Origin of the sequence: Methylomonas methanica (assembly GCF_001644035.1) — a bacterium.
GTDB lineage: Bacteria > Pseudomonadota > Gammaproteobacteria > Methylococcales > Methylomonadaceae > Methylomonas > Methylomonas methanica_A.
Map to the genome: position 1 here is coordinate 12,779 of NZ_LUUG01000112.1, position 15,980 is coordinate 28,758.

The following is a 15,980-nucleotide window of genomic DNA, read 5'->3' on the forward strand; positions in this document are numbered from 1 at the left end:
CCCGAGCCTTGTTGGGTGCAGAGTCAATTAAACCAATGCGCCTGTTTGATGTGCACAGCTACCCGGTCGCCCTTAGTTAAATTCAGTTCCCTGAAGCGTTCGTTGGGCATTTCCGCAAACAGCGTGGCGCCGGCGCCGTTGTGCTGCGGATTGAACAACTCGACTCGAATGGTCGCACCCAGATGCTGCCAGTCTTTCAGGGTCACCGGCGAGCCGGAGGCCTCTTCGGCCTTTACTATGTCGATATGATGCGGACGCACATGGGCAAAGATCCCTTGCGGTTTCTCCGCCAGAATACCCGCGCGTTGCAGCCAGTTACTCTCGGTTTCCGACAGGTCAAAGATATTGGTTTGGCCGATGAATTTCGAGACAAAGGCATTGGCCGGATGATCGTAAATATCGGCCGGCGCGCCTTGTTGCTCGATACGGCCCTGATTCAATACCACCACTTGGCTGGCGACTTCCATCGCTTCTTCCTGATCGTGAGTCACAAAAATACTGGTGACATGCAGTTCCTGATGCAGATTACGCAGCCATTGCCTTAGATCCTTACGCACGCTGGCGTCTAACGCGCCGAACGGTTCGTCAAGCAATAGCACGCTGGGTTCCACCGCCAAGGCTCGAGCTAAAGCGATCCGCTGCCGTTGCCCCCCCGATAATTGATCCGGGAAGCGGTCCGCCAGCCAATCCAGTTGCACCAGTTCCAATAAGGCGTGTACTTTTTTGCTGATAAAGGCTTCGGTTGGCCGTTCCTTGCGCGGCTTGACCCGCAAACCAAAGGCAATGTTGTCGAACACCGTCATATGCCGGAACAAGGCATAATGCTGAAATACAAAACCGATGCCGCGGCGGCTGACATGTTGTTCTGTTTTGTCTTCACCGCTGAGCAGTACCCGGCCGAAATCCGGGGTTTCCAGGCCGGCGATGATGCGTAACAAGGTAGTCTTGCCGCAGCCGGACGGGCCCAACAAGGCTACCAGTTCGCCTTCCGGAATTTCCAGGCTGACGTCGTATAAGGCGGCGAATTTGCCGAAGTTTTTGCTGATGTTGTTTAGCAGAATACTCATGTTTTTATCTCATAACGGATGTTAAGCGGACGATGGAACGCCTGCGTTTTTTCGTCTTTCGTCTTTAAACCCTGGCCTGCTTCCATTCCAAAAAGCTTTTCAAAACCAGCGTGACGATGGCCAGGCCGGCCAGAATAGAAGCGCTGGAAAATGCCCCGATGACGTCGTAATCGTTGTAACTGACCTCGACATGCAAGGGCAGGGTATTGGTCACGCCGCGAATATGTCCGGATACCACCGATACGGCGCCGAATTCGCCCATCGCTCTGGCGTTGCACAGCAAAACACCGTAGAGCAGTGCCCATTTGATATTCGGTAAAGTCACCAGAAAGAACGTTTTCCAGCCGCTGGCGCCCAGTGACAACGCGGCTTCCTCTTCTTCGCTGCCCATTTCCTGCATCAACGGAATCAGTTCGCGCGCCACGAAGGGGAAAGTAATAAAGATGGTCGCCAGCACGATGCCGGGCACCGCGAAAATCACCTTGATGTCGTGCGCGGAAAACCATTGCCCGAACCAACCTTGGGCGCCAAACATCAGCACAAAAATCAGGCCGGAAATAACCGGTGAAACTGAGAACGGCAAATCGATCAAGGTGGTAAGCAAGCTTTTGCCCCAAAACTCGAAGCGAGTAATCGCCCACGCTGCCGCGACGCCAAATACGGTATTCAGCGGCACCGTAATCAGTGCGACCACCAATGTCAGTTGCATCGCGGCGATGGCATCCGGCTGCGCCAGCGCGGTCCAATAGGCTTGCCAGCCTTTAGAGAAGGCCTGATATAAAACCAAGCCCAGCGGTACACATAGAAACAACACAATAAAACCCACCGCTACGCCAACCAGGCTCCAGCGCACCCAGAATGGATCGTGTAGCGCTTTGAAGTTGGCTTGGCCGGCAGCGTCACCGATGACATGGACGTTGGCGTGCATGATTTCTCCTAAATTTGCCCGGAGCGGCGGCGCGCCCAGAGTTGCAGTAAATTAACGATCAGCAGCAACAGGAACGACACCAGCAGCATCGTCAGCGCTATCGCCGTGGCCCCGGCATATTGGTACTGTTCCAATTTGGTGATGATTAATAGCGGGACGATTTCCGAGACATAGGGCAGATTGCCGGCGATAAAAATCACCGAACCGTACTCACCAACGCCACGCGCAAACGCCAGCGAAACGCCGGTCAACAGCGCCGGAAAAATGTTGGGAAATATCACCTGAGTAAATACTTGTAAGCGGGTGGCTCCCAGACTGGAAGCCGCTTCTTCCATGGTGGTGTCGAATTCTTGTAACACCGGCTCGATAGTCCGCACCACAAACGGAATACCGATAAAAATCAATGCCACCACGATGCCTAGTGGCTTATAAGCCACCTGTACGCCAAAGGACGACATAAGCCATTTACCCAGCAGGCCGCTGGGCTGAAAAATGGTGGCCAAGATCACGCCGGCTACCGCTGTCGGCAACGCGAATGGTAGATCGATCAAGGCGTCCAAAAAGCGTTTGCCTGGAAAGGGATAACGCACCAACACCCAGGCGATGACAAAACCAAACAGGCCGGCCACCAGTGCAGCGATTAGCGAAGTGCCGAAACTGACTCGAAACGACGAGACCACTCGAGTATTACTGATGATCTCCAAATAGTCTGTCCAGCTCAACTGCAAACTCTTGAATACCAAGGTACTCAGCGGAATCAACACCACCAGGCAGAGGTAGAACAAGGTATAAGCCAGCGCCGGTCGAAAGCCCGGCATGATGTTGCTTTGGGTCATTGCGTTTCTCTGGAAACAGTCAGTAGGTGCTGACAGGATAGAGAAACTTAAATGCCAACGGAAATGATATAAATTGAATTGATAATCTGATATTCAGATAACAAGTAGTCGAGTTTCGGTTGTTGCGGTGAGGACAAGATGCAGCGCATCGGCGACTTTGTATATCCTATTAACAGATATACATTTCTGTTTATATCGTTTTCAATCGCTATGTTGTTTTCTTACCATTTATCTCACGGTCAGGGGCACTACCGCTCCCGCGACACGGATTCATAAACCCAAGATAACCGACCATACCTCAGGAGGCTATATGGCGATTGAACTCAACAGTCATGCGTTAAAGCAAGGCGACAACAAGGAGATTGCATTACAAATTGCTACGATTGTGCAGGATATTCGTTTTGGCTCGGTTGAAGTTGTTATTCACGACGGCCGGATCGTCCAAATCGACAAGCGCGAGCGTTTTAGACTGGGTCAGCAAAAAGATTCGGCATAAGCGGGTTACTGGGCCAGACTTAGACTAACGCCGCCAAATACCCGTTTGCTTGTTTCCACTTAGCCAAAGGACGGCGAGATGAGCAGAATCTTTTTGTATACCGATAATTAACTACTCTAACCCACAGTTAACCACATGAAACTACCTTTAATTTACACAATCCCGACAGCAGGTTCGCTATGCCTGTTGCTAGCTTGGCCGGGCTTAGGTTACGCCGAAGATTATTACGTGCCGACCAAAGGCTATCGCGTCGAACCAGCACCAACCGATCCGCCCTTGTATGTGCGTAATTTAAGTAAAACCCAGTTCGAGCAGTTTCGTGATGTGAAATGGTTGGATGTGGGCTTGGATTTTCGCACCCGCTACGAATATCGCGAGAACGACTATCGGCCGCAACGTACCGGCACATCCGAATGGCGAGCCGATGCCGATAATCTGTGGTTGCTCAGGACTCGTGCCTACGTCGGTATTAAAGAGATACTCGATCCCTTACGCTTTGCGGTGGAGATGGAAGATGCGCGCAGTTACAACGGCTTGTACCCCAAAACCGATGCCGATGTGAACGAGTTTGAAATGATCCAGGGCTATGGAGAGTTGTATTTCGAAAATGCCTTAGGGCATAACCGGCCCATCAGCATTCGTGCCGGTCGCATGCACTTGGAATTGTTGGATCGGCGCTTGATTGGTAACAACGAGTTCCGTAACACCACCAATAACTTTGATGGTTACCGGGTACGGTTCGGTAAAAAGCAAAACAACTGGGACCTGGACACCTTCGCGCTGCAACCGGTCGAGCGGCTTAAATACGAACTCGATCAGCCTGACGAAGACACCTGGATATATGGCGCGGTATTGAGCCTGAAGCAATGGTCCGAGTTTATCACTATCCAACCTTATTTCTTGGGGCGCAAAACCGATGGCGATCCCTCCAACCGGGTTCAGGCAAATCGCAAACCCACTATGGACATTTATGCGCCGGGTCTAAGGGCTTACGGCTTTTTTGGGGGCGGCTTTGACTTTGACGCGGATATTAACAAGCAATTTGGTCGTTACGGCTCATTGTCTGCTAATAGGGGGGAGTCCTTACGCCAACACGATGCGCTGGCCTATTCTTTGGAGTTAGGTTATAGCTTCGACCACGACTGGAAGCCCAGAGCCAGTGTGTATTACGGCTACGGTACCGGCGATAAAAACGCAGGAGACAACATTAACCAACGCTTCGATGCCTTCTACGGCTTTAATCAACCCTGGTCGCGTAACGATTATTTCTCCTGGGACAACATTCACGCTCCGAAGGCCAGGCTGGAGTTTACGCCTTACAAAGACGTGCGAATCGATACCGGCTACAACGCTTACTGGCAGGAAAGCGAGACCGGGGGCTGGAATCGGGCCGGTTTGCGCGATACCACCGGCCGCAGCGGGGCCTTCTTGGGTCACGAGTTTGATATCCGCTTGCGTCACAAACTCAATGCCTATGTGGATTGGAGCATGAGCTACGCACGCTTCACCCCAGGCGATTTCACCGAGTCGCGGGCCTTGCCGGTAGCGCAAGGCGGGCAGGGCGCTTATACCAGCGAGCCGAGCAACTTCTTCTATTTCGAAGTCTCGCTGAATGCCTTTGGGGATGGTAAACCAACTTATAAGTAAGTATTCCCGGCAGGCCGGGCCGTTAGCTCTTAAGCGCTCAAAGGGGGAATGAATGCACCCTAAAATAGCCGGTATCTGTCGTTGATTGATGACCGCTGTCGGAGAGCGGATTGGCGGAAGCGGACCTTCTCCTCCAGATTGCCGACCGCAACCGGCATCGTGGCCAGGATTATTAACCCGGCCCCTAAATTCCCTGGATTCGTCATTCCCGCGCAGGCGGGAGCGACGATATTTATGGGCCGGGTTAATAATCAGCGAGATTACATAAATTAGAAATCCCCCCGGCAGTCGCTATACTCTCAGCCATAGGAGGGTTTATGCGTGAAGCAATGGCACCTGCGCGGCTTAGATTGATAGCTGTCGCCGGTCTTTATGTGGTAACAGCTAGATTGGCTTTGTTATATTTCGCGCCCAATGGCAGTGCCAGTGTTTTTTTTATTGCCAGCGGACTGGCATTGGCTGCCATTTTGCTGGGCGGCCGCAACTATGTCTGGGCAATATTTGTCGGGGCGTTGGCGCTTAATGTCTGGCAAGGCAAAGCGTTGTTGAGTGCGGCAACCATATCAATGGGCAGCACCTTCGGCGCCTGGTCAGGCGCTTGGTTGCTCCAACGCATTCGCAGCTTCGACCATACTTTGAAAACTCTGCGCGATTACCTGTTGCTGATTAGTCTCGGCGGGGTTGTGGCTTGTTCGCTGACGGCGGCGATAGGCACGTTGACCTTGTTTGTCGCCGGTTTTATCGGCGAGGAGGCAGTCCTTCCCGCCCTATTACATTGGTGGATGGGCGACACGCTGGGCGTGATATTGATCGCGCCGCTGATTCTGGTCTGGGCTAACAGTTCCTGTAAGCTGCAAGGCGCTAAAGCATTCGGCGAAGCATTGATGATTATTGCGCTGAACTTTTTGGTGGGTCAGCTGGTTTTTCTCGACTGGTTTCACGACAGCCTCGGCGCTTACGCGAAAAGTTACTGGATATTTCTGTTTGTCAGTTGGGCGGCTGTGCGTCTTGGCAGCCGCGCTACCACGCTGATCTTGGTCGTTACCGCGACGCAGGCCATGTTCGGCTTGGTTTGGCGACGCTCAGGCTTGGCCGATCCGAGCTTGGGAGATAACCACGAAATCAACTATTGGTTTTTCATGGTGGTGCTATCGGCAGTGGGTATGGCATTAGCTTGCTATTTTTCCGAGCGGCAAAGGGCTTTGGAAACCTTGGCCGACAAAGAAGATTTGCTGCGCACCCTATTAAAGGCCATGCCCGACAAAATATGGCTGAAAGATCCCGACGGCGTGTACCTGCTGTGTAACCCTAGTTTCGAACCGCTGTACGGCAACCCTGAACACCTCATCGTCGGCAAGACCGATTATGATTTTGTCAGCCGTGAACAAGCGGATGCATACCGCGGACAGGACTTTAAAGCCATCGCCGCCGGCGAGCCTATTCGAAGTCAGGACTGGCTAACCCATGCCGACGGCAAGCACACTGCACTTTACGAAACCATCAAAACGCCGGTGAATTCCAGCGACGGCAAATTGATCGGCGTACTGGGCATGGCCAGAGACATTACCCAACTGCATGCAACACAGAGCGCCTTAAACGAGCGCATCAAGGAACAAAAATGTCTGCACGCGGTTTTTCGGGCTACCGAGGATTTAGAAATGCCCTTGCCCGAGGTGTTGCAGCGTGTAGTTGACCTATTGCCTTCCGGCTGGGATTGTCCTGAAGCAACCGCGGCCCGCCTGGAGTGGGAGGGTCAGAGTTATTTCAGCCGCAATTTCAAAAATCCGAGCAGCTTGCTGACCGCGCCCATTCAAATCGACGGTGCGGCCTCCGGCAGTATCTCGGTCGCTTATCTACAGTCGGGTCCGGCGCAACGGAAAGATCAGTTTTTGGGTGAAGAACGACTCTTGCTCGATGCCGTAGCCGAACGGGTGAGTAGCTTTATCAAACGTCGGATCATCGAGGAAAAAGCCAGAAATCGCGAGCGCATTTTCAGCGCCATTGTCTCGCAGGCCACCGATGCGATTACTCTGATCGATGCCGAAACCTTCGAATTCATCGAATTCAACGACGCCGCCTGTCAACACTTGGGTTACAGCCGCGAGGAATTCGCCTGCTTGCGCCTGCCGGATATTCAAGGAGAATTCGCTGCCGCCCAGATTAGACAAATAACAGACGATTTCATGCAAGCCGGCGGTGCGCAATTCGACACCTTACGCCGCCACAAGAACGGCTCTTTGCTGAATGTGCATGTCAGTATAAAAGTGATTGAAATCAAAAATCGCAATTATCTGTCCCTGATTTGGTCGGACATCACCGAACGCAAGCAGATAGAGCAGCAGTTCCGCCATCTCTTCGATCATAACCCGGCGCCGATGTTGATTTATGAGCGCGGCACGCTGGCCATGGTGGCCGTGAACGACGCGTTTAACCAGTTATATGGCTACAGCCAAGCGGAGATCACCGCGCTAAATCTCACCGATCTGTTCCCGGACCAACAGAAACAGGCTATTACCGACTTGGCTGCCGGGCTACACGGTTTTGCCTATATCGGCGAGTGGCAGCATATCCTCAAAGACGGCCGGGTGATCGACATCATCGTGCGCTCGCATGACATCAATTTTTCCGAGCGTAACTGTCGAGTGGCAGTGATTACCGACATTACCGAACTAAAACAGGCGGAAGCGGAGCTGCGCAAATTGTGGCTCGCGGTGGAGCAAAGCCCCAACAGCATCGTCATCACCAACCTGAAGGCGGAGATCGAGTATGTCAATCAGCATTTTAGCGCGGTCACCGGCTACAGCCGCGAGGAAGCCATCCGCAAAAACCCGCGTATCCTGCAATCCGGACACACCGGTCAGGCCACTTACGACGAGATGTGGAATACCCTGACCCAGGGTAAAAGCTGGTCCGGCGAATTGATTAACCGGCGCAAGGACGGCAGCGAATATATCGAATGGGCACAGATCACGCCGGTACGGCAATCGGACGGCGCCGTCACCCACTATCTGGCCATCAAGGAGGACATTACCGAGAAAAAGCGGGTAGAGGTCGAACTGGATTCTTATCGCCACCATCTGGAAGAGCTGGTGGCGGCGCGTACCCTGGAACTGGAGCAGGCCCGCCAGGTTGCGGAAGCGGCCACTTTGGCGAAGAGTCAGTTCCTGGCGAATATGAGCCATGAAATCCGCACGCCGATGAACGCGATTTTAGGCATGTTGTATCTGGCCCTGAAACAGGATTTACCCTCTACCTTGCACAACCACTTGACGAAAGCCCAAAGCGCGGCGCATTCGCTGCTGGGTATCATCAACGACATTCTGGATTTCTCCAAAATCGAAGCCGGCAAGCTGGAATTTGAGTCTACCGAGTTTGCCCTGGATAGAGTGCTGGAGCAACTCACCGACGCCATCGGACTACAGGCCGAGCAAAAGGGCGTGGAGTTTTTAATTCGCTACGATGTGAACATTCCCGCCACTCTGCTGGGCGATCCGCTGCGCTTGAAACAGGTTCTGCTCAATCTTTGCGGTAATGCCATCAAATTCACCGAACGCGGGGAAGTGGAATTGGCGTTCCGGATGCTCAGCAAAAAGGACGACGCGATCATCTTGCAGATTTCAGTTCGCGATACCGGCATCGGCATGGACCGGGAACTGCAAGGGCGTCTATTTCAGAAATTTACCCAGGCCGATCAGTCCACTACTCGGAAGTTTGGCGGCACCGGATTGGGACTGGCGATCAGCAAACACCTGGTGGAACTGATGGGCGGCCGGATCTGGCTCGAAGATTCACAACCCGGTCAAGGCACGACCATTTGTTGCACGGTGCAACTGCACGTTGCCCAACAGGCCGAGGCGCGTCGCCGGGAATTGTTGGATCAGACCGGGTCTTTACTGAAAGGCATCCGTGTGTTGGTAGTGGACGACAACGAAATTTCCCGAGAAATTCTCGCGGAAATGTTACGTTTCTTTCAATTGGATGTCAGTTTGGCCGGCGATGGCGCCTCCGCGATTCGTTTGCTGGAAACCGCCGCCGACCATCCTTTCGATCTGGTGTTGATGGACTGGCGGATGCCCGGCATGAATGGCGACGAAGCCACCAGGCGGATTCATGCCGATGCGGCTATTGTGCTGCAACCTAAGGTGATCATGATCACGGCATACGGCCGCGAAGACGTGATGTTGCTGGCTCACCAAGCCGGGGTGGATGGTTTTCTGATCAAGCCGGTTTCGCCGTCGTCGCTGCTGGATAGTATGTTGTCGGCATTGGGGCGCGGCGACGTCCTCGGTCGGCAGGAATCGCCGTATGCAGCCTCACAGGCGCCGCCGAATTTCATTGGCCGCCACGTATTATTGGTGGAAGATAACGCCATCAATCGCGAATTTGCCATCGAATTGCTACGCAGTATGAATATCGAGGCAGATGAGGCGGTGAATGGCGAGGAAGCGTTGGTAATGGTGCAGCGTTACCAGTACGATTGCATATTGATGGACATCCAAATGCCGGTGATGGACGGTCTGGAGGCGGCGCGGCGGATTCGCGCTTTGGCTAGTCAACCGGGCGGAGAGCGCTTTGCCAGCTTGCCGATTATCGCCATGACCGCGCTGGCAATGGCCCGCGATGCCGAGGAAAGTCGGGCGGCCGGCATGAACGACCACGTTACCAAACCGGTTGAGCCGCAGAGCTTGTTTTCCTGCTTGGCAAAATGGCTGCCCGCCGCTTCGACTGATGCTCTGGCCGAGACTTATGCGGTCAATATCGCGGCGGCACGGGTAGTTTGTTCGCCTGAGTTATTAGGCTTGCAAAGTTTGCAAGTCAGCGAGGGGATTCGCCGCATCGGCGGTAAGGAAACTGCTTATCGCAAACAACTCAGGCGCTTTCGCGAACATTACGCCAACGCAGTTGACGAATTACAGCGCATATTGCAGACCGACAATCTCACGACGGCTGAAAATTATTGCCATTCCTTGAAGGGCGTGGCGGGAAATATTGGCGCCAACGCATTTTACGAGTGCGTCGCCGGCATCGATGTCTTGCTTAAACAACAGCAACGGCCTGCCGCCGAAAACATTGAGCAGCTACGCGATTTATTGCAACAGGTGATGACCGACATCGATAGTCTTGCCGCACCGCCGGCGCCGGCCGCATCGCCGGCAAAACGGCTATCGGCCGATGCCGTTACCGCTAAAATCACCCGGCTAATGGCCGTCTTGGAAAGCGATTTAGGCGCAGCCGAAGCGTTAATCGGTGATTTACGCCAGGGTACGGCCGGTAGTGAGTTCGAAGCCGATTTCGACAAGATTGCCGCCGAGGTCGATGCGTTTAACATAGATCAAGCCATAGCCCTGCTGGCGGCGGTGCAACAACGTCTGTTGGCTGGGCCGTCATTAAACTAGCGAAATTACCATGTCTCAGACTAATAACAGCAAACCGAGCATTCTGATCGTCGATGACGTCAATGAAAACCTGCATGCCTTATTGAGTATTCTGCGCGAAGACTACGCCATTCTTGCCGCGACCAACGGCGAAAAAGCGCTGGAGCTGGCGATGCGCGCACCAGGTCCGGATCTGGTGTTGCTCGACATCAAAATGCCGGGCATGGACGGTTACGAGGTGTTGCGGCGGTTAAAGACCGAGCCTATGACGGCCGATATTCCGGTGATCTTCGTCACGGCTTTGTCGGAATCCGCTGACGAGGCAGCCGGTCTGAAATTGGGTGCCGCCGATTACATCACCAAACCGGTTAATCCCGACCTGCTGAAACAGCGAATAATGACGCAGTTGGAATTGCGCCAATTTCGCCGCAAGCCGCTGATGTCTTTGAATGAACAGATGCTGATCAGGGCAGAACGACCGGTGCTGCTGCTGGTTGATGATATGCCGGAGAATATTCACGAATTGGCCGAGGCCTTAAAAGAGGAATATCGCATCCGGGTCGCTAGTAATGGCCGCAAGGCTGTCGAAATAGTGCTTGGCCCCCATCCGCCCGATGTGGTGTTGCTGGATATCCTAATGCCGGAGATGGACGGTTATGAAGTGTGCCGGCGCATCAAGGCAACGGCCGTAGGCACCCGCATTCCGGTGTTATTCGTCAGCGTGGTGGATAAAGCGGTGGACAAAGTGCGCGGCTTCTCGATTGGCGCCGCCGATTACATTACCAAGCCTTTTGATATCGACGAAGTGCGGGCGCGGATACGCACGCATTTGGAACTCAGCCGCTTGAATCATCATTTCGAGCAGTTGATTGAGCTGCACACCGCCGAGTTGCAACACTTGGACTCCATCGTCTGCCGGTCCCCGGTGGTCGCGATTACCTGGCGCAACACCGAGGATTGGCCGGTGAGTTACGTCAGTTCCAACATCTCGGTTTGGGGGTATCGTCCGGAGGATCTGCGCTTGGGAAAAGTGAAGTATCTGGATTTGCTCCCGCCCGAAGACCGGTTTCGGATCGAAGCCGAAGTCGCGCAACACATTGCCTATGGTCCGGACGAATATCATCAGGAATACCGCTTATTGCACGGTGACGGGCATTGGATCTGGATCGATGAATTTACCCGACTAAGCCGTAACGAACAGGGCGAAGTGGATTCTTTCGACGGTTTGCTGAATGACATCACCGCACGAGTCGAAGCGGAGCTGGCTTTGCGGGAGCGGGAGCATCAATTGCGGGTGATGGGCGACAATCTGCCGGACGGTTATGTCTACCGCTACCAAATCTGGCCGGACGGTCGAGGACGCTTGCGGCACATCAGTGCCGGCGTGGAGAAATTACATGGCCTGAAACCCGCACAAATGCTCAATGATATGAATCTATTCTTTGCCCAGATGGCGCCCGATTCACGCCAGGAATATATCGCAGCGGAAGCCGAGTGCTTGCGGGAATTAAAAGTCTATAAGGGTACCGTATTGTTCAATCCGCCCGATGGTTGTCAGCGCTGGATTGCTTTTCAGTCCAGTCCGCAACAGCAAGCCGATGGCAGTGTGGTTTGGGATGGTGTCGGCGTTGATGTCACTCAGCGCATAGAAAACGAACAAAAGCTGATTTTACAGGCCCGGCGTGCGCAAGCTTTGTTGGAACTGCCAAAGGCATCGGAAGACTTGAACGAGGCCGAATTCATGCGGCGCGGCATGCTTCTGGCAGAAGAACTGACCGGTAGCCAGCTGGCCTTTGTATACTTCATCAATGCTGACGAAGACAGTATGGAACTGGCGGCTCTATCCCGAGGAACGGGCCAATCGGCCGCCGAGAGCAGCATTCTTCTGAGTCAGGCCGGCATCTTGGCCGAGTCTGTCAGAAGCCGCGAACCGGCCGTTTTCAATGATTACCCGATTCATCTCCCTAAAGAGGTTTTCGTAAAAGCCGATACAGAACCCTCTCCCCTCGGGAGAGGGCAGGGTGAGGGTATGCAAATCAATGCTTTATCTTATACTATCCCCCTCACCCCAACCCTCTCCGGCGAGGAGAGGGGGCTTTTACGACAGCCTCCTGAACATGGTTATTCTGAAACGCAGCCCGAACTGCGTCGGCTGATTTCCGTGCCGGTGATCGAGAACGGCAAAGTGGTGATGTTAACCGCTGTAGGGAACAAATCGATCGAATACACCGAGCTGGATGTCGAAACCGTTCAGCTTATATCCAATGCCCTCTGGCGCATCGTCCAACGCAAGCGTGTCGAGAAAAAAGCTGCGCGTTTCAGCCAGGTGTTGGCGCGTTCCACCAATGAAATTCATATTTTCGATAGCCGGACACTGCGGTTTATCGATGTTAACCAGGGCGGGCGGGACAATCTGGGTTATTCAAGTCAAGAGCTCGAAGGGATGACGCCGTTGGACATTACCCCCGAGTTAACCTTGGAAGCATTCGAACTGTTGTGCGCGCCTCTGCGTGCGGGCAGCAAGAGTCGCTGCGATTTTTCAACCATCCATAGGCGTAAAGACGGTAGCGAGTATCCCGTTGAAGTTCACCTGGAATTAATCGATGATCAGCCCCCGTTATTTGTGGCCATCATCAACGATTTGACGGAAACTCGGCAGATGCAGGATCGCATCGTACAATTATCGCGGTACGACCCGGTCACCGGTTTGCCGAATCAATTTTTCTTCGAAGACCTGTTGTCGTCAGCCATCGCTCAAGCCGAGCATCAGCATCACGATATTGCAGTATTGCGTTTGGATATTGAAAATTTCCACACGATCGATGACACCTACGGTTACGAAATAGGCGATCAAACCCTGAAAATCATTGCCAATCGCCTGGTCAAGGCCGCTGGTAGCGAAGGCCTTGTCACCCGTATGGCCAAGGATAATTTCAATATTGCCTGCTCGGACATCAACGGCCCTTCGGCAGCCGAACAATTTGCTGTTGCCTTGCAAGCAGCGGTCACGGAATCGGTGGTTCTAGCCCAGCACGAAATCCATCTGGAAGCCAAGATCGGGATCAGTTTTTATCCCTCCGACGCTAAATCGGCCAGCGAATTGGTGCAGCGCGCCGGGATTGCTTTAAATCACGCCAAAGCCGACAAAGTGTCCAGCTTTCGTTTCTTCAAACAGGAAATGAATGAGCTGTTACTGTGCAGAATCGCGCTGACAAACGACATGCGCCATGCTATCGAGGGTGAACAATTTGAGCTTTACTACCAGCCCCAGGTCGATCTTGCCAGCGGAAAAGTCATTGGGCTGGAAGCCTTGGTGCGCTGGAATCACCCGCTTCAGGGATTTTTGCCGCCGAATAAATTTATCCCCTTGGCGGAAGAGTCCGGCTTGATCGTGCCCTTGGGGGATTGGATTATCAAGCGGGCCATATTGCAAACCAAGGAATGGCGGGATGCCGGCCTTATCCGCGATGGGTTTACCGTTGCTGTCAATGTCTCGGCCATGCAAATGCAAACCGGTGGCTTGGTCGATTTGATGAAGCAGTTATTCGCTGAAACCGATTTGCCGGCGCGTTGTATCGAATTGGAATTAACCGAAAGCTTGTTGATGACGAATGTAACCGAGACCCTGGCGCTCCTAAAACAGCTAAAGGATCTAAGTATCCATCTATCGATTGACGATTTCGGAACCGGCTATTCCTCGCTTTCCTACCTCAAACAATTTTCGGTGGACAAGCTCAAGATAGACAAAAGTTTCATTGACAATGTCATCACCGATGCCAACGATGCGGTGATTGTGCAAGCCACCATCGCAATGGCGCACAGCATGGGTTTGGCTGTCATCGCGGAAGGGGTGGAAACCCAGGGCCAAGCCACTTACCTAAGAAGGCTGCATTGCGACCAGATACAGGGTTACTATTTCAGTCGGCCATTGCCCAGCGCTGAGATTCGGCAGTTATTGCAGGCCGGCACCATTCTTCGCCTGCCCTCGAATGAACAAAAACCGCAAGTTCTTATTGTGGATGACGAACCCTATATCATGTCGGCATTGAAGCGCTGTTTACGGCGGGATGATTATGAAATTTTGACGGTGAGCAGTGGCAAAGAAGCGCTAGAGTTATTGGCGAATCATCCGGTGATGGTGATTATTTGCGATCAACGGATGCCCGATATGACCGGTACGGAGTTTTTGTCGCGCGTCAAGATCATGCACCCACGAACGGTACGAATGATTATTTCCGGTTATGCCGATCTAAACACTATTACCGAAGCCGTTAACAAAGGCGAAATATACAAGTTTCACAAAAAGCCTTGGGATGACGATGAATTACGGAACGACGTTCGGGAAGGTATTGCGCGTTACTATGCCTATGAAAGTAAGAGGGGATAGTAAATTCCTCCCGCGAGGGCCAACGCCGTTAAGTTAAGCGTTGGAGATATTGTAGGGTCGAATTTATTCGACCTTTGGCCTCATAGTGCGAATAAATTCAACCCTACAAGAGTTCTTAGTCAGAGTTTGCCAGCCAGGGCTTGTCGGCCAATTTTCTAGGCCTGAAACGGCAGTAAACGATAGCGCCCAACGCCCCCAGTGCATGACCGTAGTAATCGATTTTATATTGCAGTTGACCGTTTGCCTTAGATTCCATGCTGTTTCCGAAGGACAGTAACACTAAAAACACGAGACAGATAATTACCGCATACAGCCATTCTTTGGTGCTCAGCCCCTCCTGGTCGGTGAAGTAAGCGGCAGCTAAACCGAATACGCCGCCGGAAATGCCGCAGATCGCTATAGGCTCGGAATAGAACAGGATTGAAGGGATAGAGGATAAGCCGGCTACCAGCAATACCATCAAAAATCGGCCCGAGCCGACTTGCCTTTCATAAACCGCAGCGATACCCAGGCCGGCCACATTGGTCAGAACATGTGGAAAGTTTAGGTGGATAAATAAATGCGTGACGGATTGCAACGGCCATAAAATCGCCGCTGCCGAAACATTGTTTAATGCAAACAAACGATAAAGCTGCTGATTGACCTCATTAAAGCCAAAGTCGCTGGTAAAGAGAAAAATACTAAAAAATAGCAGACCGGAAAACAACGCCGCTTTAATTTGCTTAAAGTTTTCCAAGAAAGTCAGCGGGGCGTCTTTCAGGCTGCTCGGCGACGGTCTGTAAAACAGCAGCAGCGCGCTATAGGCTGCCGTCACAATAAAAAACAAAATCATTTAACGACGGCAATGTGTTGTTCAATATGTTTTTGCGTGGCCTCGTCAAGCTTGGCTACTTTTTCAACGCCTTTTAGTTGCGCTTTAATGTAGATATTTCGGCCGTTATTAAATGCAAATTTCATCGGTCTTTGCAGCATGCCCTTGCCGATTTTGACGGTGGCAATCTCATTGAAGGCAAAAAAGTCGTCGCTTGCAAATTTCCCCCATAAGTTTAAGCGGTGAAAATGGATGCCCTTTTGGGTAACGGCAATAAAATATTGCTTCATACTCAACACTGCCAGCGGGCCGATGATAAAAAACAACCAAAGCTTGAAAGGTTGTTGGGCGATGAAAAATCCAACTAGAGAGTCTCCCGGCATTAAATTTTTCAGAATATGTTCCTTTGCCGCTGAGTTATAACTAAATCTGG

Annotated in this window: 9 protein-coding genes; 4 read left to right on the plus strand and 5 right to left on the minus strand. The window is 52.6% G+C overall.

The window, feature by feature from the left end; translation table 11 throughout:
- Positions 1 to 23 precede the first annotated feature (23 nt).
- The 3 genes from A1332_RS20705 to cysT form a co-directional block, all read right to left on the minus strand.
- Complete coding sequence (locus A1332_RS20705; protein WP_064010326.1) at positions 24 to 1,067, minus strand: sulfate/molybdate ABC transporter ATP-binding protein; 1,044 nt, start codon at positions 1,065 to 1,067, stop codon at positions 24 to 26.
- Between the two features lie 64 nt (positions 1,068 to 1,131).
- Positions 1,132 to 1,995, minus strand: a complete 864-nt coding sequence (cysW, locus tag A1332_RS20710) for a sulfate ABC transporter permease subunit CysW (RefSeq protein WP_064010327.1) — start codon at positions 1,993 to 1,995, stop codon at positions 1,132 to 1,134.
- A gap of 8 nt (positions 1,996 to 2,003) precedes the next feature.
- Entirely contained in the window at positions 2,004 to 2,831 is an 828-nt protein-coding gene (gene cysT, locus A1332_RS20715; protein WP_064010328.1) for a sulfate ABC transporter permease subunit CysT, read from the minus strand.
- Positions 2,832 to 3,141: 310 nt separating this feature from the next.
- On the opposite strand from cysT, the gene A1332_RS20720 reads away from it, so the two are divergent.
- From A1332_RS20720 to A1332_RS20735, 4 genes are all read left to right on the plus strand, one after another.
- Complete coding sequence (locus tag A1332_RS20720) at positions 3,142 to 3,327, plus strand: YezD family protein (RefSeq protein WP_064010329.1); 186 nt, start codon at positions 3,142 to 3,144, stop codon at positions 3,325 to 3,327.
- Positions 3,328 to 3,462: 135 nt separating this feature from the next.
- Complete coding sequence (locus tag A1332_RS20725; protein WP_064010330.1) at positions 3,463 to 4,974, plus strand: alginate export family protein; 1,512 nt, start codon at positions 3,463 to 3,465, stop codon at positions 4,972 to 4,974.
- Between the two features lie 317 nt (positions 4,975 to 5,291).
- Complete coding sequence (locus tag A1332_RS20730; RefSeq protein WP_064010331.1) at positions 5,292 to 10,370, plus strand: PAS domain S-box protein; 5,079 nt, start codon at positions 5,292 to 5,294, stop codon at positions 10,368 to 10,370.
- 10 nt (positions 10,371 to 10,380) lie between these two features.
- Complete coding sequence (locus A1332_RS20735) at positions 10,381 to 14,736, plus strand: response regulator (RefSeq protein WP_064010332.1); 4,356 nt, start codon at positions 10,381 to 10,383, stop codon at positions 14,734 to 14,736.
- Positions 14,737 to 14,851: 115 nt separating this feature from the next.
- Here the strand turns inward: A1332_RS20735 and A1332_RS20740 are convergent, their stop codons facing one another.
- Both A1332_RS20740 and A1332_RS20745 read right to left on the minus strand, forming a co-directional pair.
- Positions 14,852 to 15,568 carry a rhomboid family intramembrane serine protease gene (locus A1332_RS20740; protein ID WP_064010333.1) on the minus strand — a complete coding sequence of 239 codons (717 nt, stop codon included), beginning with the start codon at positions 15,566 to 15,568 and terminating at the stop codon, positions 14,852 to 14,854.
- Positions 15,565 to 15,980 (minus strand): hypothetical protein (locus A1332_RS20745; RefSeq protein ID WP_331709887.1); only part of this gene is annotated, 416 nt, incomplete at its 5' end. The genes A1332_RS20745 and A1332_RS20740, both read right to left, overlap by 4 nt.

Bases quoted from the DNA above. Each gene is read 5' to 3' on its own strand.
- A1332_RS20730 (WP_064010331.1), top strand. From the start codon at position 5,292: ATGCGTGAAGCAATGGCACCTGCGCGGCTTAGATTGATAGCTGTCGCC.
- A1332_RS20705 (WP_064010326.1), bottom strand. From the start codon at position 1,067: ATGAGTATTCTGCTAAACAACATCAGCAAAAACTTCGGCAAATTCGCC.
- A1332_RS20720 (WP_064010329.1), top strand. From the start codon at position 3,142: ATGGCGATTGAACTCAACAGTCATGCGTTAAAGCAAGGCGACAACAAG.
- cysT (WP_064010328.1), bottom strand. From the start codon at position 2,831: ATGACCCAAAGCAACATCATGCCGGGCTTTCGACCGGCGCTGGCTTAT.
- A1332_RS20735 (WP_064010332.1), top strand. From the start codon at position 10,381: ATGTCTCAGACTAATAACAGCAAACCGAGCATTCTGATCGTCGATGAC.
- cysW (WP_064010327.1), bottom strand. From the start codon at position 1,995: ATGCACGCCAACGTCCATGTCATCGGTGACGCTGCCGGCCAAGCCAAC.
- A1332_RS20740 (WP_064010333.1), bottom strand. From the start codon at position 15,568: ATGATTTTGTTTTTTATTGTGACGGCAGCCTATAGCGCGCTGCTGCTG.
- A1332_RS20725 (WP_064010330.1), top strand. From the start codon at position 3,463: ATGAAACTACCTTTAATTTACACAATCCCGACAGCAGGTTCGCTATGC.